Source organism: Pseudomonas sp. NFACC42-2, assembly GCF_900116055.1.
GTDB classification, from domain to species: domain Bacteria; phylum Pseudomonadota; class Gammaproteobacteria; order Pseudomonadales; family Pseudomonadaceae; genus Aquipseudomonas; species Aquipseudomonas marginalis.
Map to the genome: position 1 here is coordinate 247,270 of NZ_FOZO01000002.1, position 21,240 is coordinate 268,509.

The window sequence follows — 21,240 nt, forward strand, 5'->3', positions numbered from 1 at the left end:
CTGATTCAGGGCACTCTACGTTGCCGCAGCAGTCTGTTCCTACACACCCCATGCCCCGCGGAGTTCCCATGATCATTGTCCATCACCTCAACAACTCACGTTCGCAGCGCATTCTGTGGCTGCTGGAAGAGCTTGGCCTGCCGTACGAGATCAAGCGCTACCAGCGCGACCCGAAAACCAACCTTGCGCCGCCGGAGCTCAAGGCGATCAATGCGCTGGGTAAATCCCCGGTGATCGAAGACGGCGCCAACGTGGTGATCGAGTCCGGCGCCATCGTCGACTACCTGATCCGCCGACATGGCGATGGCCGCCTGCAGCCGGACCCGGCCACGGCCGCCTACGACCAGTACGTGCAATGGCTGCACTTCGCCGAAGGCTCGGCCATGCTGCCGCTGATGCTCAATCTCTATGTGGGGCGCCTGGGCGATGCCGGGGCACCGCTGCATCCGCGTATCGAATCGGAAGTGGCCAATTACCTCGGTTACCTCAACGAGGCGCTGGCACATACGCCGTATCTGCTGGGGGATGATTTGAGCGGCGCGGACATCCAGATGAGCTTTATCGGCGAAATCGCCAAGGCCCAGGGCAAGCTGCCGGCGTACCCGCACCTGGCGGCGTGGGTGCAGCGTTTCCAGGCACGCCCGGCTTATCGCCAGGCGCTGGAACAGGGTGGGGAGTATGCGTTTGCCAAGTGAGTAGCTTGCCCTCTACTACACAGAGGCTAAGGCGCCGCCATCTGCCACAGCGACGCGCCCACGCCAGTGATGCTCTCCCCCGCAATCAACCCCGCCGCTGCGGTAATCGCAAACCGCTCGGTGAGGCTCGGCCAGCGGCAGCTCACCAGCCAGGTGAGCACCGCACCCAGGGCCATCATCAGCGACACCGAAGCTGGCAGCACAAACGCCAACCCCAACGCGGCAGCACTGGGCAGGTAGCGGGCGCGATGGGCGGGTAACAGGCTGTCGAGTATGCCCAGCAACACCCCGGCCAGCCCTGCGATACCGATCGCCCAGCGAATACTTGCCGACAATGAATCCAGCCCATGGGTGAGGGTTTGCGCCACGGCTTTCCAGGTCGCCACCGCCGGCGCCGGCCATTCCTCGGTAAGCAGCATCGATTGTGGGTCAGGAATCAGCGCCAGGTACGCGAACACCCCGACGATGCTGCCAATGAAAATCCCCAGGATCTGCGCGATCACTTGCTTGTGCGGCGTGGCACCAATGGCCTTGCCGACCTTGAAGTCGTTCATCAGGTCGGTGCACTGCCCCGCCGAGCCGCCGGCGGTGTTGGCGCTCATCAGGTTGATCGGCACCTGCCCCGGCGCGACGATGCCGAAGCTCAGCTGGGACAACTGCCCGATGGCGCCAATCGGCGGAATCCCGGTGGCGCCCACCACACGGGCAGCGACGGCCGCCAGGCAGATCGCCAGGGGAATGGTCAGCAATGCCATCCACAGGTTGATGCCGAACAACAGTGCCTGCAGGCTCACCACCAATACGATCGACAGCACAAAACCAGCGGCCGGCCCGGGTTTGGGTACGCTCCAGGCTAGCCCGCCGGCGGACTTGGTCGAGGTGTATAACGCCCACAGACGAATCGTCAGCGACGCCAAGGTTGAGCACACCATCAGGCTCACTCCCGGCCACAGCAACCATTCCACCAACGCCGCGAATTGCGGGCCGCTGCTGCCGGCCGGCAAGGTCACCAGGCCTTGCGCCAGCAACCACGGGCCGAGGCCGCCCCAGGCGAGCAAGGCGCCGAGCAGCAGGGTCAGGCCGACGCGAATGCCGATAATGCCGCCAAACCCCAGCAGCAACAGCGAAGGGTCGGCAGTGAAGGTCAGGCGCTCCAGATGGGCGGTTGGCGACCAACGCGGGAAAGCCCACACAAAGGTGTCCACCCACTTCACCAGCCCGGACAGCAACGCCGCACTGAGCAGCACCTTCAAGCGCGTCGCCGCTTCGCGCCCATGGTTGTAGATATGCAGCAGGGTTTCCAGGGTGGCCATGCCTTCGGGAAATTTCAGCGCCTTGTCATTGAGCAACGAAGGCCGCAGGTACCAGGCGATCCAGATGCCCAGGAAACTCACCGAGAACACCCAGGCGATCATCGGCAGCGCATCCAGCTGGTTGCCGGTCAGCAGGGTATAGGCCGGGATCGGCGCCACCAGCCCACCGGAAATGATCGAAGCAGCGGCCGAGGCGACGGTCTGGTTGATATTGCTTTCATGCAGCGTCCACGGCAGCTGCTCCGACGACCGCCTCGCCAGGCCCTGCCAGATCGCATACCCCACCAGCAGGGCAATGATCGACATGTTGAACGACCAGCCGATCTTCAACCCGGCGTACACGTTCGAAGGGGTCAGCAGGATACCGAGCAACGTGCCGGTGATGACCGCGCGCAGGCTCAGTTCGCGTTCGACGGGGGGATGAAGGGGGACCGTTGATGAGGTGGCATGCATGCGGATTCCTTTCGGCTGGGGAACAGGGCGACATAACAAGTGAGCCCCTCAAGGCCTGAAGGTTCCTACGCGGCAAGCGGGCACCGTTTTTTGATGAGCGAGCTTCAACCACTGCGCCATCAATTACTCAATCAGAGCCATGCAGCATCCCATAACGAATAATCCCCTACCTGCTCCACCAACCCGGCCCGCAAAGGGTTGGCAATGATGTAGCGAGCCATCTTGCGAACATCATCCTCCGCGCGGACAGCCCTATCGTGATAACCGGGTTGCCAGACACGCTCCTTGCTTTGACGACGCCGGTTGATGGTCAGCGTGCTACGCGACTTCATACGCCGCACCACGTCGGGCAACGTTTTCTGCTTCAGCTCAAACAACCAGTGAATGTGGTCAGGCATGATGACCCAGGCCAGAGAGTCGACCAATCCCAGCTCATGAACCTGCCGGAATTCGGCAACCAGCAGACGACCCAGATAAAGGTCGGTGAATAGGCGCTGACGGTGATGCACGACAACGGTAATGAGGTAACTGCGTCCGTATTCAGAGTAACGACCGTGACGCAGGCGATGGGATTGGGGGGTGGGTCCCATTCCGTTGCTCCTGGGGACCGTCCTGAAGAGCATTAACACTAGCGCGCCGTAGCTGGCGAGCCAGTGTCATCGGGTGACTGAATGTATCCGCCCGGAGTGACCTGGCTTTTGTAGTGAGCGGGCTTGCCCCGCGCCGGGCTGCGAAGCGGCCCCAAAAGCTGTTATCCGGATTTACCTGGAAAAACGCGGTGTTCTTGATGGGGTCGCTTCGCGGCCCGGCGCGGGGCAAGCCCGCTCACCACAAAGAGCTCGTTCACCACTACGCGGGTGCCCTATCACAGAAGATCATCCCATTACAGAAAACCCGTCATCGGGTACCTGAATGTATCCAGCCCGGAGTGACCTGGCTTTTTTGTGGTGAGCGGGCTTGCCCCGCGCCGGGCTGCGAAGCGGCCCCAAAAGCTGTTATCCGGATTTACCTGGAAAAACGCGGTGTTCTTGATGGGGCCGCTTCGCGGCCCGGCGCGGGGCAAGCCCGCTCACCACAGAAGCCTGCTCACCACAAAAAGTCCGCTCACCACTAAGCGTGCGTAAAACCCGTTCCCCCGGCCACCTCGCCATCGGCTTGCGCCTTGTCCAACAGTTGCTGCACCCACGGCGCGTTCCGGGCATTGACCACGCCATAGCGGTCCGGCGGGAAAAACGCCCAGTGATGGGCGATTGCAGTAAGGCGCTTGAGCTCATCGGCCGCCAGCCAATATCCGGTGTCCAACAAGGGCAGCGGTTCGCCGTCGAAACGTTGGCCCAGCATCAGGTTGGTGCCGGGGGCGAAGGTAAAGGCCAGGTCCTGGCAGGGTTGCAGTTGTTTGTCCGGTGCCGGCATGCGGCCGACCCGGTTGTACGTGAAGTCACCGGGGTATTCGTCCTTGAATATCAGCCAGTGGCCCGCCGTGGTCTTGGCGACGATCCACTGCGATACCCCGCTGCTCTGGGTGCGTTCGAGCTGGCCGTTTTTCCATTGCATCAGGGCGTTGCAGTCGGGATCGTAGTCCGAGGCCCACAGGCTGGTGCCCGACACCAGCCTGTGGCGCTCCAGCTCGACCACCCCCTTATCCGGCATGGCCTGCCAATAGCGCTTGATGGGATCGCGGGTATCACGCAGGTAGTTGCGCAGCCCCCAGGCCGCCGTAAAGACCACCGCCGCCAATACCTGCCAGGCAAACGTGTCGCCGATGACACGGTCCACGTCCAGCCCTGGCGCAAACGCGGCCCCGTACAGCCACGCGCCCAGCATGAACACCAGGCTGGGCAGGAACACACCAAAGCACAGCGGCGGCAGCAGCACTTCGATCCAACTGAAGTGATGCCCGGCCGCATGCTCACGTGCCCAGGCCTGCTCCTGCGCGAGCATGGGTGCCTGTTCACGCGGGCCGATGCCGGGATCGGGGGCCTTGAAGCGCCAGTAAAGTGCCACGGGGTCGTTATTCATGCAGCGCATCATGCCCTTGGCGCGGGCAGAGATACAGCGCCCCGACCACCGCTAAAACAATCATTGCCCAGACCCGCCCACAGTCATACGATGACTGATCACACCCATAACAATAAAGGATCATCCGTGAACAAACCCCTGCTCCTGGCCGCCGCCGTTGTCTGCGGCTTCAGTGCCCCCGCCCACGCCGCCACGTTTGCGTATATCTCCAGCCCCGGTGACGGGCTGATTTCCCAGTACCGCCTCGACGAAAGCAATGGCGCCCTGAGCCTGGTCGAGCAAGTGACGGCCGGCGACCAGGTCAACCCCATGGCCGTCAGTCCCGACGGCAAGACCTTGTTCGCGGCCCTGCGGGTCAAGCCGTTTCAGGTCCAGGGCTTCAGCATCGACCCGACAACCGGCCGCCTGACGCCGCAGTCCAAGGCGCCACTGGCCGAAAGCATGGCGTACCTGGCCACTGACCGCGCCGGGCGCTATTTGCTCGCGGCGTCCTACGGTGCCGACACCCTCAGCGTCCAGCCCATCGACAAGCCCGACCCCATCCGCACCTACAAAACCGGCCTGCATGCCCACTCGCTGCGCACCGACCCCAGCAATCGCTTTGCCTACGCCGGCAACCTGGGCACGGACCGTGTGCTGCAATACCGCTTCGAGGCCAACACCGGCGCGCTCACGCCGATCGGCAGCGGCTACGTGAGCGTGCCGGCCAACACCGGGCCTCGGCACCTGGCGTTTTCGGCCGACGGCAAGTACCTGTATGTGGTCGGTGAAATGAGCGGCACCGTCACCGCGTTTGCCATCGATGACGGCACCGGCGCGCTGACCCAGATTGGCGTGGCCAATGGCATTCCCGAGCGTTTGAAACTGGCCCATGGTGAAGTGCGTGACGCGCGCAACAATGACCTGAAAGACGACCCGACACCGCGCATCTGGGCGGCCGACCTGCGCCTGTCGCCGGACGGCAGGCTGCTGCTGATGAGCGAGCGCACCAGCAGTTCGGTGTCGGCGTTTGCGGTGGATACGACCACGGGCGGCCTGAGCTATGTCGACAACTACCCGGTCGAGGAGAAGCAGCCGCGCAATATCGCATTCTCCCCCAACGGGCATTGGCTGCTGGTGACCGGTGAAAAAAGCGACAAGGTCGGCACCTATGCAGTCAGCGCCAGCGGTGCGTTGAAGCGGGTGGGGGAAGCGGCGTCGGGCAAGGGGGCGCTGTGGATTGAGGTGCTGCATACCTCGGCCAACTGACCTGAACCTGTGGGAGGGGGCTTGCCCCCACAGGGTTGGATCTTGAGGGTGTACAGGCCTCAGCTCAGGCGAAACCGTGCAGTGTTATCACTCAACGCCTGGCTGCCCTTGCTCAAGGTGTCCGCCGCACGGTTTACCGCGCGGGCGCCGTCCAGCAGGCGCCCGGCGGCCTGGTCGACTTGCTGGATATTGCCGCTCACTTCATCCGCCGTCGCTGCCTGCTCCTCCACCGCCGTGGCGATTTGCGCCAGGGTGTCGGTGACGTTCTGCACCGCGCCGGCAATCTCGCCCAGGCGCGTGCCCAGGCCGGTGACGGACTCGGCATCGGTCAACGCCTGCTCGCACGCGGCGCCCATCAGCGTCACCGCCTGGCTCACGGTGGCGCGCAGGCTGTCGACGGTGCCGGCGATCTGCGCCGTCGAGGCCTGGGTGCGTTGCGACAGGCTGCGCACCTCATCGGCGACCACCGCAAAGCCCCGGCCTTGCTCGCCTGCGCGTGCGGCTTCAATGGCGGCATTGAGCGCCAGCAGGTTGGTCTGCTCGGCGATGCCACGAATGGTGTCGACCACCGATTGAATCTGCTGGCCTTGCTGGCTGACCTGCTGCAAGGCGTCCGAGGTGTCGGTCAGGCGCTGGTTGAGCTGCTGGATGCTGGCGGTGGTGCGCTGGCTGTCGCGGCTGCTGTCCTCGGCGATGCGCCGGGTCTGCTGGGCACTGCCCGAGGCTTGTTCGCAGCTGCGTGCGACGCCCATGGACGTGGCGGCCAACTGCGTGGCGGCGGCGGCGATCTGGCTGATCTGGTGCTGCTGGTCTTCGACTTCGCTGAGGGTGCTGCCCGATTGCGAATTCAGGGTAAGCACCGCCGAGCCAAGCTGCTGGGTTTCGTGATTGACGCCGAGGAGGCTGGTGCGCAATTGCACCACCGCGACGTTCAGCGCGATGCTGATCGCCGCGAGTTCGTCGCGCCCTTCCACCGCCACTTCCACACACAGGTTGCCGTCGCGCAGGGACTCGGCCAACGTGGTAATGCCGCTGGCACTGCGACGGATGGAGGCTTGCAGGCACATGAACAGGTACAGCGCCGCCAGGGCCAACAGGCTGAATGTCGCCGCCATCGGGATGAATTGCTTGAGTGAACGGTCGTGGTAATAGCTCAGGCGCGCGTCCAGAGAGGTCAACGACTGCTTGCGCAGCGCACCGAGGCTGCCGAGCATGGCGTCGACACTGCGGTCGAAGGCGGCGGTGTCGAGCTTGATGGTGCCGCCAAACACGCCGTCGTCGAGCACCTTGAGTTCGTTATCCAGCACTTGCAGGCTGTTGTCGTACTGTCCGGTCCAGGGTTCCATGCCCGCGAACTGCTTGGCCTTGAGCGAAGAGGCGGCCTTGATCAACTGGTCGCGCGCATCGCCGATGCGGCTGCGCAAGTCGCGCATCTGCAAACGGCTCTGCAAGGTGAACTGCCCCGAAGAAATGGACGACTGCCCCACGCTGGCCATGCGCCCGATGCGCTCGATCAGGTCGGGCGCGTGCTGGGTGCCCATCTGCATGAGCATGTAGGTTTCCAGCCACGGGTCGAGGATCAGCCCGGCGTCCAGGGCGATCTGTTCGCGCAGCGCCTGCATCGCCGTCAGCGCGGTGGTGAAGCGGTCGTAGCCGTCCGGCCACCAGCCGACGGTGCGCAGCGATGACGAATCCATGCCCTTGACGGTGCCCTGCAACGCTTCGAAGCGGGCCAGGACATCAGCGCTGGCGTTCTGGGTTTTCAACGCCTCGCCGAGGGCTTGCAGGCTTTGCAGGATCAGCGGGAAATTGGCATCGACGTTATCCATCGCCGCCTTCGCTTCCGGCGTTGGGGCGTGCAGGATGTCCGCCGCCTTCCAGCGCGCCGCCAGGTTACGTTGCGCCGTCAGTTGGCCGTCCAGCGCATCCAGGGCCAGCAGCTGGCGAACGCCGGACTGTTCGTTGGAAATCACGCTTAATTTGTCGCGATAGTCCTGGCCGATCATCCACAGGCTGCCCGCCAGGGGCAGCATGAACAGGAAGAACAGGATCTGGAACTTACGCGCGAAGCCGAAACGTCCGAGCAGGCGGATACCGGGTGATAAAAGGCTGTGCATGTCCACTCCCAAAAACAACCCACGCGTTAGACGGCAGGCGAAGCCTTGAAATGACTAACGGCAAAATGCCATGTCATTGATTAGGTTGGCACTAGCAAGATACGGGCCGTGGCTGCACGGCCCTGAAACAGGGCACGCGACGCGCCAAAGCGGCCCGAAGCGTGCGCGAAAATGGGGCGAAAGCACTCAGTCGCGACACAGGCATTGTCACCCGCAGAGACGACTGCCCAAGGCGCGCACTGAAACGCCCTCAATCACCACAGCCTATCGGCCGCCCATGGCGAGAACTTGAAGGGAGTCCGGTGGCCTATTTACGCCAGCAGTCGGGTAATCCACTGGACCTGCTGGGCGATGGCTTGCGCCTTCGCCTGCGGCACCCGCTGCCGAGCCTGTTCAAAGCCCGCCAGGGTGCGTTTTTTCAGACGCAACGCACGCTGCCACTTGGCGAGGAATGCCGGGCTGCGGGCCTGCAGGTGCAAGGGGCCGAAGTACAGCTCCTCAGCGCTGTACACCACGGGTTCGGCGCGCTCGGCCGTGATGATTTCATAGTAGAAGCGGTTTTCGTGCAGCAGCTCCTCACTAAGGATGCGGTAGCCATTGCTCATCAACCAGTAGCGCAACGGCTGTTCGCCGCCGTTGGGTTGCAGGATCAGACGTTCGCGGCCGCTGAGGTGGGCCTTGCCGCTGTCGAGGATGTCGCGGATCGTCTCGCCGCCCATGCCGCAGACGCTGATCGCGGTGATCGCGTCCGCCGGCTCTATCGCCGCCAACCCATCGGCCAGGCGCACCATGACGTGCTGCTCCAGGCCATTATCGCGCACGGTGCGCTGCGCCGCGTGGAACGGCGTGCTCGCCACCTCGCCCGCCACCGCCGCCTCAATCACACCACGGCGCATCAAGGCCACCGGCAGGTAGGCGTGGTCCGAGCCGATATCGGCCAGCCGCGCGCCCCTCGGCACCTGCGCGGCCACACGCTCCAGGCGCATGGACAAGGTGTGTTCGTTCAACCTGCGTTCCTTTTTATTCGCCGGAAAATCGATCGCGGCTGTTGGTCAGATGCAACACCATCGCCGCCCTTGCGGCATCCGGGTCCTGGCGCTTGATCGCGTTGAAGATCGCCTCATGCTCCAGGTTCGCCAGTTGCCCGAGCTTGGCAAAGTCCGCCCCGCCGCGCTCGTCACCCTTCACCTGGGTACGCGGAATCATCGCATTGCCCAGGTGCTGCATGATCTCGGTGAAGAACGTGTTGCCGGTGGCTTCGGCGATCAACTGGTGAAAACGCTTGTCCTCTTCCACGCAGCTGTCGTTGTTGGCCAGCGAGGCCTGGTAGTCGTCGAGAGCAGCGCGCATGTGGGCCAGCTGCGTGTCGGACCTGCGCACGGCGGCCAGCGCCACCGCCTGCACTTCCAGGCCCAGGCGCAGCTCGAGCATGTTGCGCACGCTGGCGACGGTGTCCACATGCAGGCGCAAGCCTTGCTGGGCCCGTTGCGCCAGGACAAAGGTGCCGATGCCATGGCGCGTCTCCACCAGCCCCGAGGCTTGCAGCTTGGACAGGGCCTCGCGCACCACGGTCCGGCTCACCCCATGCTCGAGCACGATGGTGGATTCGGACGGCAGTTTTTCACCGGGCTTCAACTGCCCAAGCAGGATGCGCTGGGTCAGGGCGTCGAGCACGCCTTGGGCCAGGTTGTTGGAGCGTCTACGGACGGGAGGTCCACTATCAATGGGCATCGTTGCGGGTCCACGGGTTGGGCTGGAGGGAGCTTAACATCCCGATCGGGCACGAGGCGGCGTTGATTCAAAAGTCAGCCGACTTGTATGACAACTAATCTTAGCCCTGCCTTATCTCATCATCGTCACCATGAAGAACTCGCGACAGCCAGCGCTCTTCAACGCGCCAAAAAACCCAATAAACATTAAGCAAATAACCAAAATACCCGATAACCCTACGATCTTATAAGAACAAATCACTCACGACCGCATTGCGAACCTCAGAAACTCACTTGTATGATGTCTATCAACAAGACACGCAAACCCGCATAAAAACAATCAGGGGGAGTTTTGAATTGTGAACAATTCAAGCCATGCATCTGCCGCACCAGAAAGTGATCCGGTCCTCGCGCGCGCCGTGAGCAAAGTGAAGGGCCATGTGCTCCCACTGTTCGTGATCATGTTCATCCTCAACTACATCGACCGGGTCAATATCGGCTTTGTGCGCACGCACATGGAACATGACCTGGGCATCGGCGCTGCCGCCTATGGCTTCGGTGCCGGGCTGTTCTTCATCGGCTACGCGCTCTTTGAAGTGCCCTCCAACATGCTGCTGCAAAAGGTCGGCGCCAGAATCTGGCTGACCCGCATCATGTTCACCTGGGGCATCGTCGCCACGCTGATGGCGTTCATCCAGAACGAAACCCACTTCTACATCCTGCGCTTCCTGCTGGGCGTGGCCGAAGCCGGGTTCTTCCCTGGGGTGATCTACTACTTCACGCGCTGGCTGCCGGGGGTTGAGCGCGGCAAGGCCATTGCGATTTTCCTCAGCGGCTCGGCGGTTGCCTCGCTGATCTCCGGTCCGCTGTCAGGCGCGCTGCTGCAGATCGAAGGGTTCGGCTTCCACGGCTGGCAATGGATGTTCGCCATCGAAGGCCTGGCCTCGGTGGTGATCGGTTTCTTTGTGTGGTTCTGGCTCGATTCCAAGCCCCACGACGCCAAATGGATGACCCACGAAGAACAGGATGCGCTGGTCAACGCCATCGACCAGGAACAGCGCGAGCGTGAGGCCCTGACCAGCGTCAAGCCGACCCTCGGCAAGCTGCTCAGGGACCGTCAGATCCTGCTGTTCTGCGCCCTGTACTTCTGCATTCAACTGACGATCTACGCGGCGACGTTCTGGCTGCCGAGCATCATCAAGAAGATGGGTGACCTGAGCGATGTGCAGGTGGGTTTCTTCAACTCGATCCCGTGGCTGATCTCGATCATCGCCATGTACGCCTTCGCGACGCTGTCGGGCAAATTCAAGTTCCAGCAGGCCTGGGTTGCGGCTGCGCTGTTGATTGCCGCAGCAGGCATGTTCATGTCCACCACCGGCGGGCCGATCTTCGCGTTCGTGGCGATCTGCTTTGCGGCCATTGGATTCAAGTCGGCGTCTTCGCTGTTCTGGCCCATTCCACAGGGCTACCTGGACGTGCGCATCGCCGCAGCCGTGATTGCCTTGATCAACTCCATCGGCAACCTGGGTGGCTTCGTCGCGCCGACCACCTTCGGCTTCCTGGAGCAGACCACCGGCTCGATCCAGGGCGGTCTCTACGGCCTGGCCGGCACCTCGGTGCTCGCCGCGATCCTGGTGTTCTTCGCCAAGACCTCGCCCGCTGCCGCATTGGCCTCGCCGGGCGCCGTGCCCACCGGCGCTGCCATCAGCAAATCTCTCTGAGCCTCTTTAGGAATTAGCCATGAATACTCCCGTCATCACCCACTTCCAGGTCATCCCGGTGGCCGGTCACGACAGCATGCTGCTCAACCTCAGCGGCGCCCACGGACCGTTTTTTACCCGCAACATCGTGATTCTCAAGGACAGCAGCGGCAACACCGGCGTGGGTGAAGTGCCCGGTGGCGAACGCATCCGCGAAACCCTGGAAGACGCGCGCGGCCTGGTGATCGGCCAACCCATCGGCCAGTACCAGCGCGTCCTCAACCATATGCGCAGCACCTTTGCCTCACGGGATTCGGCGGGCCGTGGCCTGCAAACCTTTGACCTGCGCATCACCATCCATGCCGTCACCGCCATGGAAGCCGCCCTGCTCGACCTGCTGGGCCAGTTCCTCGAAGTGCCGGTGGCCGCCTTGCTCGGCGAAGGCCAGCAGCGTGATGCGGTGAAAATGCTCGGCTACCTGTTCTATGTCGGCGACCGCAGCGCCACCGACCTGGCTTACCGCAACGAGGCCGACAGCGACGATGCGTGGTTTCGCCTGCGCCATGAAACCGCCCTGACCAGCGAGGCCGTGGTGCGCCTGGCCGAAGCCGCCAACGCCAAATACGGCTTCAACGACTTCAAGCTCAAGGGCGGCGTATTGAGCGGCGACGCAGAGATCGAAGCCGTCACCGCCCTGGCCGAACGCTTCCCCGATGCGCGCATCACCCTCGACCCCAACGGCGCCTGGTCATTGAAAGAAGCCATCCGCCTGTGCCGCGACCAGCACCATGTGCTCGCCTACGCCGAAGACCCATGCGGCGCCGAAAACGGTTACTCGGGGCGCGAAGTCATGGCCGAATTCCGCCGCGCCACGGGCCTGAAAACCGCCACCAACATGATCGCCACCGACTGGCGCGAAATGGGCCACGCGATCCAGCTGCAATCGGTGGACATCCCCTTGGCCGACCCGCACTTCTGGACCCTGCAAGGCTCGGTGCGCGTGGCGCAGATGTGCCATGAGTGGGGCCTGACCTGGGGCTCGCACTCCAACAACCACTTCGATATTTCCCTGGCCATGTTCACCCAAGTGGCCGCCGCCGCCCCGGGCGACATCACCGCCATCGACACCCACTGGATCTGGCAGGACGGCCAACGCCTGACCCGCGAACCGCTGAAAATCGAAGGCGGTTATGTGAAGGTGCCGGCCAAGCCTGGCCTGGGCGTGGACATCGACATGGACGCCGTGGCCAAGGCCCACGAACTGTACAAAGGCATGGGCCTCGGCGCACGGGATGACAGCGTGGCGATGCAGTTCCTGATTCCGGGGTGGCGTTATAACAATAAGCAGCCTTGCCTGGTGCGCTGAAGCACTGGGTTCTGGGGCGGCTCGGTCTCCAGAACACCATCAATCCAATGTGGGAGGGACTTGCCCCGATTGCGGTGTGTCAGCCAGACATGTATCGACTGACACTCCGCCATCGGGGGCAAGCTCAGGCGGCAAACGATAGAGATGAAGCCCAAAGAAAACGTCCTGCACAGCCGCTTCACTTTGCGTAAAATGCGAGCCGTTCTCGATCAGGAAAACTCAACCCAGGAGGGGTACCGCTTGAAACCGCTTGACACCCACGCGCCACAACACGCCGACACGGCCGTCACACGACTTAAGCTCAAAGACCAACTGGCCGTAGCCCCTTACAAGGCATTGGCACTGCTGGAAAGCACCCTCCTCTGTTTTGTAACGACGGCTCTTATGCTGTTCGTTGCACACAGCGTCGGCCTAACCGACACATTCAAGAGCAACGTCCTCTATGGAGGCACCCTGGGTGCATGCATAGGGGCGACCTACAGGATGTACCACGATGCCGCCCTTTCCGAGTGGTGCATGGCCAGCCCTGTCAGCCCTGCGGCGCTGAAAAACGCGATGCTTGCCTTGAAGTATTCCGAGACGCAGGAAGGCGTTTACTGCCCCAAGAAACGTATGTTCACCCCCTTCCATCGGTGCGATTCAGAGCGGATCACGCTCGCCACACTGGATGGAGGCACACGCTTCACAGGCCCCTATTTCAAGCTGAAAGCGCTGTCAGCCATGCAACTTGCTGACGCGCCCGAAGCGCAAGAAACCGACCTCACGCCACCAACGGTGCACGTCTGATCAATTTCGCGGGTTCATGCCTCGGTATCGGAACGCACCACTGAGTCTGTGAGACAGTCGCGCCGCCACTGCGGGCCTCAAACGCAGGGAAACCAGGGCATGGCAACAGCAAAAACCAAAAAGGCGTTTGTGTATTCGGCATGGGGGTTGGTCGATTACGACACCCATCCCGAGGACGTTGACTTGGGCGTGATGAAATCAAGCATCACCAAGGCTGTCTGCGCCGCGCAAATGCCAAGGGACCAGTCCATCATTTCATTGGGTGGCACCTTCATTTACATATTCGGCAGCAAAAACGTAAAAGAGGTTGGACGGTTCGAAATCAACAAGCAGAGCTGTAATGGCTAATGAGCTGCCCCCCCTTCAACCGACTCGCTCAAACCGCCGCCGCTTCAGGAACAACCCCACCCCCAACGCCACCGCAAAAATCGACAGCAGCCCCAGGTCAACCCCCCATGGACGGACCTGGCTCGCCGCCACGCAGCCGACCGCCCCCGCCACCACCAGCAGCCCACCCAGCCACGTGCGAAGCAGGTACGGTTTGACAAACCGATCGAGCAGAAAAAACAGCACCAGGGCCAGGACCAACTGGGTAATGTCAGACATGTGCTTCTCCCGTCAGGTCTTGATGATCAGTGTCGAGGCGCTGCGTTGCGGGCCGATGCCGCCGTTGACCTGCGCTTCGATGCTGACCAGTACGTCGCCGGCATGATAGGTGGGCAGGATTTCATTGGCATACATGCGCACACCCGCGCCAACAGGAACACCCACGTAAGGGGAAGCCACAGCAGAAGTGGCGCCGGCGAAGGCACTGGCGGCCAGGTTGGCGATCCTGGTGCGCTGGGCATTGAGGGTGTCGCCCTGTTGCCGCGTCAGAGGCTTGGAGATGCCGATCATCATCACGCACGGCAGGCTCTTGGCCAACATCTTGTCGTACACCTCGACGACCTTGCTGTTGACCTCGTAATGGGCACTTTTCGCCTCGCCAAAATGCAGCTCGCGCAGGCGTCCGCGTTCGCTGTCGGTGAGGGTGATCTGCGAAACGTTGAACACGATCCCGTGATTGCCCATGTATTGGAACGTCCCTTCGAACTTCACCGCACGCATCCTTTCGAGCCAAAGGCGGGGATTCTCTAGAAGGCGGGCAGTGGATTCAAGGCATAAGAAAGGAAATGAGAAAATAGGGGGTCAGGCCATTCTCACCTGTCGCGACCTTCCCCCCGCCGCTACGCACGCTTGGGCAACTTCCAGTTCGGCCGGATGAAGTGGCAGGTATACCCGTTCGGTATCCGCTCCAGATAATCCTGATGCTCCGGCTCCGCCTGCCAAAACTCCCTGGCGGGTTCAATTTCCGTGACCACAGGCCCCGGCCACAGGTTGGAGGCATCCACGTCAGCCGCGGTATCTTCGGCAATCTCCCGTTGCTGCTCGCTCAGGTAGTAAATCGCCGAGCGATAGCTTGGCCCCAGATCATTGCCCTGCCGATTCGGCGTGCTCGGGTCATGGATCTGGAAAAAGAACTCAAGGATCTGCCGGTAGGAAATCACCGCCGGGTCAAACACGATCTCAATTGCTTCAGCATGGTTGCCATGGTTGCGGTAGGTGGCATTCGGCACATCGCCACCGGTATAGCCGACGCGCGTCTGCAGCACGCCGGGGTAGCGTCGCAACAGGTCCTGCATGCCCCAGAAGCAGCCGCCGGCGAGGATGGCGGTTTCGGTTGGGTTGGTCATGGTCTGTCCTTGCGGTTAATGAAGACAGGGATAGTTATGGGGCAATGCTGGGCAATACCAAGTTCAATCAAAGAAAAACTGCCCCCCTGTGGCGAGGGAGCTTGCTCCCGCGAGGCCTTGATAGCCGACGAGTACCTGACTGATGCCCCACATTCGGATCGACTTATCTCCCAGCCCCCCTTATCGACTCACGGTTTATTCCTGGAACGAAACGCCGCCACCTTCATCCGGTTGCCGCACGTCGCCATGCTGCACCAGCGGCGGCGGTGTGACTTGCTCAGGTCATGGAACAGCAGCACGCAATCATGGGCCTCGCACTGGCGGACGAATTCAAACTTATCGTTCGTGACCAAACCCACCAGCGACGCAGCCACCGGCCCAAGCAGGCTGGCCGGGCGTCCCTCGACAACAACCTCCAGTGATCAACGCAACCCAATGTAGGAGCGAGCTCGCTCGCGAAAAACGTCAACGATAACGCCGCGACACTGGTTTCACGCGGCGCTCCAAGATTCTTCGCGATCAAGCTCGCGCCTACCTTGTGGACATGTCCTACAGCAAGCTACGGCGCCTTGCTCCGTTGCCTACAGTTGCGTCAGAATCCGCCGGCTTGTGCGCTTGAGTGGGCGTCTCTAAGGTGGCCCGGTCGCTGACAACTCAGTGATCGGGTTTAGTAGCCCGAGTGACAACATAAAGTGCATGAGCCTCATCGATCAGGTGTCCTTGTCTGTACTTGATGGTGGCTGTGCGCAGGGCGCCCTCGGGCGCGCCGGCTTTGTGTGTTTCCCCGGTCTACTAACCTGCGTACAGCCGCCACCCTCTCGTTTAGTAGCGAAAAGGTGTTGGCCCTAAAACAGGTACAACACACATGTACAAAGTCACGCCTAACCCTCCGAACGGTCCCGACCTGAAACTGAATCAGGCGGCGCATCGTGCGATTGATCACTACCTCAACGCGGGCGCCGAACCGCCAGGGCCGCCTCCTCCACCTTCGACTACGCTGTTCAGCGTTGCGAACGATGTCAGCACTGAAGTGCTGATTGCCAATAGCTATGAGACTTTTTCTTCGGTGACTGCGTTGTTGCTGGACCTGTCGGATGAGCTGAAAGGGAAGCAGCGGGATGTGGCGTTGGCGATTTACCAGTTGAGTGAGTTGGGGGTTTTGTTGGTGGATAAGTTGATGGAGCGGCAGGCGGCCGTTAACTAGACGCGTCACTCACAAAGGGTCGCCGAGTCGTCTCAGCCCATGCAAAGACTCGGCGACCTCTTGCATCTATGGCCGGCGCCCGATCTTCTCTATGCTGTTCACCTTCCATCCACAATGAAGGGCAGCCCCAATGAATGTGGGCCGTGCACGGCAATTGCTTCAAGAAGGAATCAATCATGAGACCCCGATTGAAAGCCTCATCCACGTCCTCGAAGCCGCGATAGAACTGATCGGTCTTCCAGACAACGACTTCTGCTGGTCAAGCTGGGAAGACGAGGCACAAGCGAAGGGTGAATTGCTAGGCTTGATCAGCGTGCTCAAATCAGGTGGTTTGCCCAACAGGCTGGATGTGGCGGTTCTGTTCACCGTCACCGGCCCACTGCAAGAACTCAGCCTCAGCAGTGGCTGGGCGAACACCTTCCTCAAGTTGGCAGATAAGTACGACGAAGTTGAAGCGCTGCTGTGGTGAGAACCCATTCGGCCCTCCACCACGTCGCACGGAATTGCCGATGAGGCCAGCAGGGAAATGCCGATCGGCAACAATTCCGAAGTCTTTTAGGCTTTATGTGTTTTCCTCAGCGGCGATGAATTTCTTGCGATTCACCATCCAGGGTAGCGCCGGCTGACTGCGTATTTTCTTGCAGCGGTTTTTTGTAAATTGGTAGGTCACAAGATCAACGAAGTGACGGTTGCCTTTAACCACATCGTAGGTAATAAGAAAATAAATCAAGGGGCTTTTAGCATCGATCCATTTGTTCAACGTTTGGTCCAGAGCCTTTTGAATATCCTCTACACGGCTGTAGCCAATGAACGTCTGAAAGGCTGCCTGACCGGCCTTGCTATACAGTTTTTCGATTTCGTTGATGTCCGTGTGGGCACGCTTCCACTCCCATTCCACGAAGGTCAAAATATCCTTTTCGGAGTACTGCACCACCGCATCGGTACGCCCGCCCGATTCGAAAAGCGCCCGTGCCCCCAGCAGGCTGGCACATTGCCGAATTACGAGGCCCATATGAATCGTCCAGTTGGCCCGATTCGCCAGGCCGGCTGCTTCAGTAACGGGAAAATCCTTGTACCAGAGGTAGTTAAACAGCGTAACGAAGTCCCGCTCAATCCGTTTCATTATGGCTTCCATATGTCTAATGATTAGGTGTAATTAACGTTCCAGCCATGACTCCCAACGTCCTGAGGATTTCGTTAAAAGATCCCTGAGCGCGTAGCAATAGTCGTCAATGTATCGGCACGACGCCGCTGACCTTTATTTTCACGCACTGTCGTTGCCACGCCCTGTCGGCTGAACGCTGTCAGTGAATAACCACTAGGCCTCCAGGCCTTATTGGTTGGATTACTGACTTATTAAATGGGGGCGAACGCAAGGCGATTGGGCTTAAGCGCAGCCCTGCCTGAAGTCTTAGCCGTACGTTTACCACACTGGATTACGCGCCCTACGCCGAGTAGCCTATCGCTATAACGGAAAACCTCTTATCCCCAGCATTTGGAATGCCTAATGGCCCTGCACGATGCAATCGCCCTTGAAATCCACGCCGGCGCGCTACCGCTACACTTCCGCGCTGCAGACCTTAAAACCAGTGGCCGCAGGGTCTATTTAAGCCCCACCGATGCCAACGAACGCTATCGCGTGGGCCTGGACTTTTTCGCCGCCAACACAATCAATACGCAGCTGGCAAACCTGTGTGAGCACACCGGTTACTGGGCGCGCAACGGCCAAGTGGCGCGTTACCGGCGTGTCGCCGACGGGTTGTATGAATTGCTTGGCCTGGACGAAACGCAGGAGCTGACCGCTGAAGTCGAGCCGGCTGCCGAGGCGCCCCTGGGTTGCCATGATTTGAGCCCCTGGGAAGCGCGCTTTGCCTTCTACCTTGAACATGAACCCTTTCAAATCTACGATCGCCGCCGCCGGAAGGTATACCCAGCCCAGGCAGCCCAGGGGCTGGATGCACGATTGAGCAGCTACTTCTGGCCCTCCCCGGGAGTGAATTTTGCAGCGACTGAGCAAGTACTGCAGGGGTTTATTACGCAGGCTCAGGAGCTAAGTCTTGACCTTGCCGGTAATGCCGACGCCGTGTTGGCGTTATTCGCGTCTATCTGCCAGTGGGGCGGGGTGCGCCTGCCTACACAGGATGCCGATTCCGTGGTCGCCAACCTGCAACGTGCGGCTAATCGCAACGCTCAGAACCCTGCTGCAATGAACAGTGCATGGACGAAGCTGTACGCCATATTTTACCCAGACGACTTTGTGATCTACGACTCGCGTGTAGCCACCGCATTGGTGGCTATTGCTGAGGCCGTGTTCGATGACGTCGAGCTCGATTCCTTCAAGACGCAGTATCCCAACCTAGGCCTGATTGCTGGACGTGGCGGTAGTCGGCCACGAGCGACTCGTACCGTATGGCGCAATGCATATATGTCATGGCCAGCGCAGCTCGATGCAAATCGTCTCGTGGTGTCCATTGTGAAGGCGCTTAATACACGATCGGGCTTGAGCTACAGCGCTCGCCAGTTGGAGGCTGTGCTGTTTATGGAAGGATATTGAGCGACCGTCCAGGGGACGCCTCTTTTTGAAGAGCATTGCCACACCTCAGCGTGACGACTGACAGCGTTTGGCCGATTGCTGCCGTGCGCCAAAGGCAGCAATCGGCCAGAAGCAGTCAGTCGACGGGTTTGATAAAGATGATTAAACAGTTGGTATTTGGTAAACAACCGAGTCGTACTTGGCTGATGTGCGCATCTCGAGGATGATCCCACCAAGAGCCTCGGCAATACGTCGACTCGCATGGTTGTCCGTCGCAACGGGGTAGATGAAACTTTTTGCTACCACTCGCTGGCTGGCCCACTGAACAACCGCTTGGACCGCTTCACCTCCAAAGCCTAGCCCGTGTTTATCTTCACGAATCCAGATACCCAGCTCCGGCGTTTCACCGTGGGTATCGTGCAAGCCGACAAGGCCAGTAAAACGAGCATCGTCGAGTTGTCTAATTGCGAACACAAAGTCGCTGCCATCTGCGATTGAAGGCAGCCAGTGCCGCCAGACGTTTGCGTAGTCCTCAAGAGAAGCAGGTGGTTCCCACGACATGTAACGAGTCAACGAGGCAGTTATACAAGCGAAGGATTCAACGGCGTCCTGCGCGCAGAATGGCTGAATACTAAGGCGTGGCGACTGAATGCAGATTTCGCGGGTATCGACGAGCATCGTAATTTCCTTACAAGAGGTGCAGTACTCCGTGTGTGTCAAGGAAAAGTAACACGCTGACCATTTCTTCAGCGAATCGGACGTCCTCTTTGGGTCGGTTTCTTCCATCCACGACCGGCTGAAAGCGGCCGATTGTGTTGAAAAAATCAGTTTTTCCAGGCTACCTGCATGCTGACTGTAAGCGTCCAGTCAAGTCATCTACCGATCCAACTATCAGCACGAGGATGACTGCTTGCCGCCCATGCCGTAAGGTTCGCTACCAAAATCGCCACAGCCTTCCAGTGGTGGTAATACAGCAAGGAGAGCGAACAATGAACACCTTCAAATCATTAGTTCAAAACGTAGCTGCGGCCATAGGCCTCATCGCAGCAGTGACAGTCGGTGGATGCGTGATGATCCCTTACGACACGCCGGAATCAAAAGCCCAAATCCAGCGCGATCTGAAAATTGCACCATCGGATATTCAAGCCGTGTCGGAAACGAACTGGTGCTTGTTCCCATATGGAAGCGAAGGCAGCTGCAGAGTTACTCAAGGCCTGGGAGTGTTGACCAGCAAAGGCCTGATCCTTAGCCTCTACAACAACCACACCTACACTGAAACCGCACGCATCCTCCCAGAACAAGTGCAGTGCGTGAAGACAGTTGGTGGTCGCACTGGAGTCGAACCGTTCGTTGTATTCACCAAAGACCGCGCGATCATGCTCGCCGTCATTACGCCGGGCGGGCAAATGAATGTGCCTGTGAAAGTCAGTTTCTTTGATTATCTGACGAAGCCAGGGCAGCACGTCTTCACTGGGACGGATGGCGGATATGTGCGCAAGTCGGGTCGACAGCAAACCGTGGGCGGAATGGTGTCAGGCACTGCCGTCCCGTGGCATACAACACTCGACGTAACCGAGGTTTTTAACCCTTGCCCGCAGGTTACAGATTAACGAGGAGTGGTGCGCTCCCTCGCAAGCGGTGCGCGCATGCCGAAGCCCGTAGGTGTGAAGGATGAATGCCCGAAGGCCCAGACGCCCCGGCGGCTCGGCTCGAGACCGCTTCTGGCCGATGGCTGCCAGTCGCCACCGGCAGCTATCGGCCCAGGCTGTGTGAAAACATTGCCGATGAATCAATAGCATTAGACAAACAACCTCAGGTCTTTCACATTCCATCTAAAGCGGGTCAGGAAAAAGACATGCCTTCACGTTTGGCATCCAGCTACCCAGATATTCAACATGCATTGGACGCGATCATTCCAAGCAAAAAATTGGACGTGGCTACTCGTATTGTCCTATGGGCGGCGAGTGACGCTGGGCTAGACCCAGCCGAAATTATGGTCACGCTGTCAAAACTAGATCCAGTGCTGTTCGACAACCTTTGTTCTGAAATGGAGGCGCAGTATTTCCGACTGTTCGAGCGCGGAGATGAGATGCATCTATCGTTTTTTTGCAAGGCTCGAGCCTACAGCGCCAGCGCTTGGTTGGCTCGTGAGGCACCCTACGAAGCAATTTACGAGTCAATCTTTGCCACAGAGAAACCCCTTGTGATTGCTGATTTTTTGTAGGTAAAAGAACCTCCCGAACAACATTACTTAGCTCTGAGACCGCAACTTTCGGGGCTTTGAAGCCTACTATTGGGTGGGGCCGCTGAGTTTCAGCTGTAGCCTGATGACTCGCCCATCGACCTTGGCTGTGTGAAGCGCTA

The 21,240-nt window shown here is 60.2% G+C and carries 23 protein-coding genes; 11 read left to right on the plus strand and 12 right to left on the minus strand.

The window, feature by feature from the left end; translation table 11 throughout:
* Positions 1–68 precede the first annotated feature (68 nt).
* Positions 69–695, plus strand: coding sequence for a glutathione S-transferase family protein (locus BM416_RS04975; RefSeq protein ID WP_092486137.1), 627 nt, complete (start codon positions 69–71; stop codon positions 693–695).
* Between the two features lie 26 nt (positions 696–721).
* Here the strand turns inward: BM416_RS04975 and BM416_RS04980 are convergent, their stop codons facing one another.
* The 3 genes from BM416_RS04980 to BM416_RS04990 form a co-directional block, all read right to left on the minus strand.
* Complete coding sequence (locus BM416_RS04980; protein WP_092486140.1) at positions 722–2,461, minus strand: OPT family oligopeptide transporter; 1,740 nt, start codon at positions 2,459–2,461, stop codon at positions 722–724.
* Between the two features lie 131 nt (positions 2,462–2,592).
* Complete coding sequence (locus BM416_RS04985; protein ID WP_092486143.1) at positions 2,593–3,051, minus strand: REP-associated tyrosine transposase; 459 nt, start codon at positions 3,049–3,051, stop codon at positions 2,593–2,595.
* A gap of 520 nt (positions 3,052–3,571) precedes the next feature.
* Positions 3,572–4,480 (minus strand): hypothetical protein, encoded by a 909-nt coding sequence (locus BM416_RS04990; RefSeq protein WP_256577445.1) that lies wholly within the window; start codon positions 4,478–4,480, stop codon positions 3,572–3,574.
* Between the two features lie 126 nt (positions 4,481–4,606).
* Here BM416_RS04990 and BM416_RS04995 point away from each other — a divergent pair, with 126 nt between their 5' ends.
* Positions 4,607–5,728, plus strand: a complete 1,122-nt coding sequence (locus BM416_RS04995; RefSeq protein WP_092486146.1) for a lactonase family protein — start codon at positions 4,607–4,609, stop codon at positions 5,726–5,728.
* Positions 5,729–5,787: 59 nt separating this feature from the next.
* On the opposite strand, the gene BM416_RS05000 is transcribed toward BM416_RS04995, so the two are convergent.
* The 3 genes from BM416_RS05000 to BM416_RS05010 form a co-directional block, all read right to left on the minus strand.
* Positions 5,788–7,845 (minus strand): methyl-accepting chemotaxis protein, encoded by a 2,058-nt coding sequence (locus tag BM416_RS05000; RefSeq protein ID WP_092486149.1) that lies wholly within the window; start codon positions 7,843–7,845, stop codon positions 5,788–5,790.
* 311 nt (positions 7,846–8,156) lie between these two features.
* A complete protein-coding gene (locus BM416_RS05005; RefSeq protein ID WP_092486152.1) occupies positions 8,157–8,852 on the minus strand; it encodes a tRNA (adenine(22)-N(1))-methyltransferase in 696 nt (231 codons plus the stop codon).
* A 13-nt stretch (positions 8,853–8,865) separates the two neighbouring features.
* The gene (locus BM416_RS05010) at positions 8,866–9,576 is read right to left on the minus strand and encodes a FadR/GntR family transcriptional regulator (protein WP_092486155.1); all 711 of its coding nucleotides are present in this window, start codon (positions 9,574–9,576) and stop codon (positions 8,866–8,868) included.
* Positions 9,577–9,913: 337 nt separating this feature from the next.
* Here BM416_RS05010 and BM416_RS05015 point away from each other — a divergent pair, with 337 nt between their 5' ends.
* The 4 genes from BM416_RS05015 (at position 9,914) to BM416_RS30765 (ending at position 13,754) form a co-directional block, all read left to right on the plus strand.
* The gene (locus tag BM416_RS05015; protein WP_092486158.1) at positions 9,914–11,275 is read left to right on the plus strand and encodes an MFS transporter; all 1,362 of its coding nucleotides are present in this window, start codon (positions 9,914–9,916) and stop codon (positions 11,273–11,275) included.
* Between the two features lie 19 nt (positions 11,276–11,294).
* The gene (gudD, locus tag BM416_RS05020; RefSeq protein WP_092486161.1) at positions 11,295–12,620 is read left to right on the plus strand and encodes a glucarate dehydratase; all 1,326 of its coding nucleotides are present in this window, start codon (positions 11,295–11,297) and stop codon (positions 12,618–12,620) included.
* Between the two features lie 144 nt (positions 12,621–12,764).
* Positions 12,765–13,406 carry a hypothetical protein gene (locus BM416_RS05025; RefSeq protein ID WP_092486164.1) on the plus strand — a complete coding sequence of 214 codons (642 nt, stop codon included), beginning with the start codon at positions 12,765–12,767 and terminating at the stop codon, positions 13,404–13,406.
* A gap of 99 nt (positions 13,407–13,505) precedes the next feature.
* Positions 13,506–13,754: a hypothetical protein gene (locus BM416_RS30765; protein ID WP_256577447.1), complete on the plus strand. Its 249-nt coding sequence runs from the start codon at positions 13,506–13,508 to the stop codon at positions 13,752–13,754.
* A gap of 15 nt (positions 13,755–13,769) precedes the next feature.
* Here BM416_RS30765 and BM416_RS05035 read toward each other — a convergent pair whose 3' ends face one another.
* From BM416_RS05035 to BM416_RS05050, 4 genes are all read right to left on the minus strand, one after another.
* Entirely contained in the window at positions 13,770–14,012 is a 243-nt protein-coding gene (locus BM416_RS05035; RefSeq protein ID WP_092486167.1) for a hypothetical protein, read from the minus strand.
* A gap of 12 nt (positions 14,013–14,024) precedes the next feature.
* The gene (locus BM416_RS05040) at positions 14,025–14,504 is read right to left on the minus strand and encodes a hypothetical protein (protein WP_092354986.1); all 480 of its coding nucleotides are present in this window, start codon (positions 14,502–14,504) and stop codon (positions 14,025–14,027) included.
* Between the two features lie 128 nt (positions 14,505–14,632).
* The gene (gene msrA, locus BM416_RS05045; RefSeq protein ID WP_027604018.1) at positions 14,633–15,139 is read right to left on the minus strand and encodes a peptide-methionine (S)-S-oxide reductase MsrA; all 507 of its coding nucleotides are present in this window, start codon (positions 15,137–15,139) and stop codon (positions 14,633–14,635) included.
* A gap of 188 nt (positions 15,140–15,327) precedes the next feature.
* Positions 15,328–15,513, minus strand: a complete 186-nt coding sequence (locus BM416_RS05050; protein ID WP_371856037.1) for a CGNR zinc finger domain-containing protein — start codon at positions 15,511–15,513, stop codon at positions 15,328–15,330.
* A gap of 491 nt (positions 15,514–16,004) precedes the next feature.
* On the opposite strand from BM416_RS05050, the gene BM416_RS05055 reads away from it, so the two are divergent.
* Together BM416_RS05055 and BM416_RS05060 are read left to right on the plus strand one after the other, a co-directional pair.
* Positions 16,005–16,343 carry a DUF6124 family protein gene (locus BM416_RS05055; RefSeq protein ID WP_092486170.1) on the plus strand — a complete coding sequence of 113 codons (339 nt, stop codon included), beginning with the start codon at positions 16,005–16,007 and terminating at the stop codon, positions 16,341–16,343.
* A gap of 130 nt (positions 16,344–16,473) precedes the next feature.
* Positions 16,474–16,812: a hypothetical protein gene (locus BM416_RS05060; protein WP_092486173.1), complete on the plus strand. Its 339-nt coding sequence runs from the start codon at positions 16,474–16,476 to the stop codon at positions 16,810–16,812.
* A 93-nt stretch (positions 16,813–16,905) separates the two neighbouring features.
* Here the strand turns inward: BM416_RS05060 and BM416_RS05065 are convergent, their stop codons facing one another.
* Positions 16,906–17,466 (minus strand): hypothetical protein, encoded by a 561-nt coding sequence (locus tag BM416_RS05065; RefSeq protein WP_092486176.1) that lies wholly within the window; start codon positions 17,464–17,466, stop codon positions 16,906–16,908.
* 384 nt (positions 17,467–17,850) lie between these two features.
* Here BM416_RS05065 and BM416_RS05070 point away from each other — a divergent pair, with 384 nt between their 5' ends.
* A complete protein-coding gene (locus tag BM416_RS05070; protein WP_092486179.1) occupies positions 17,851–18,897 on the plus strand; it encodes a hypothetical protein in 1,047 nt (348 codons plus the stop codon).
* Between the two features lie 141 nt (positions 18,898–19,038).
* Here BM416_RS05070 and BM416_RS05075 read toward each other — a convergent pair whose 3' ends face one another.
* Positions 19,039–19,554: a GNAT family N-acetyltransferase gene (locus tag BM416_RS05075; RefSeq protein ID WP_027606721.1), complete on the minus strand. Its 516-nt coding sequence runs from the start codon at positions 19,552–19,554 to the stop codon at positions 19,039–19,041.
* A 311-nt stretch (positions 19,555–19,865) separates the two neighbouring features.
* Between BM416_RS05075 and BM416_RS05080 the strand changes: the two genes are divergently transcribed.
* Both BM416_RS05080 and BM416_RS05085 read left to right on the plus strand, forming a co-directional pair.
* Complete coding sequence (locus BM416_RS05080; RefSeq protein WP_092486182.1) at positions 19,866–20,486, plus strand: hypothetical protein; 621 nt, start codon at positions 19,866–19,868, stop codon at positions 20,484–20,486.
* Between the two features lie 65 nt (positions 20,487–20,551).
* Positions 20,552–21,100 (plus strand): hypothetical protein, encoded by a 549-nt coding sequence (locus BM416_RS05085; protein ID WP_256577448.1) that lies wholly within the window; start codon positions 20,552–20,554, stop codon positions 21,098–21,100.
* Positions 21,101–21,240: the final 140 nt, after the last annotated feature.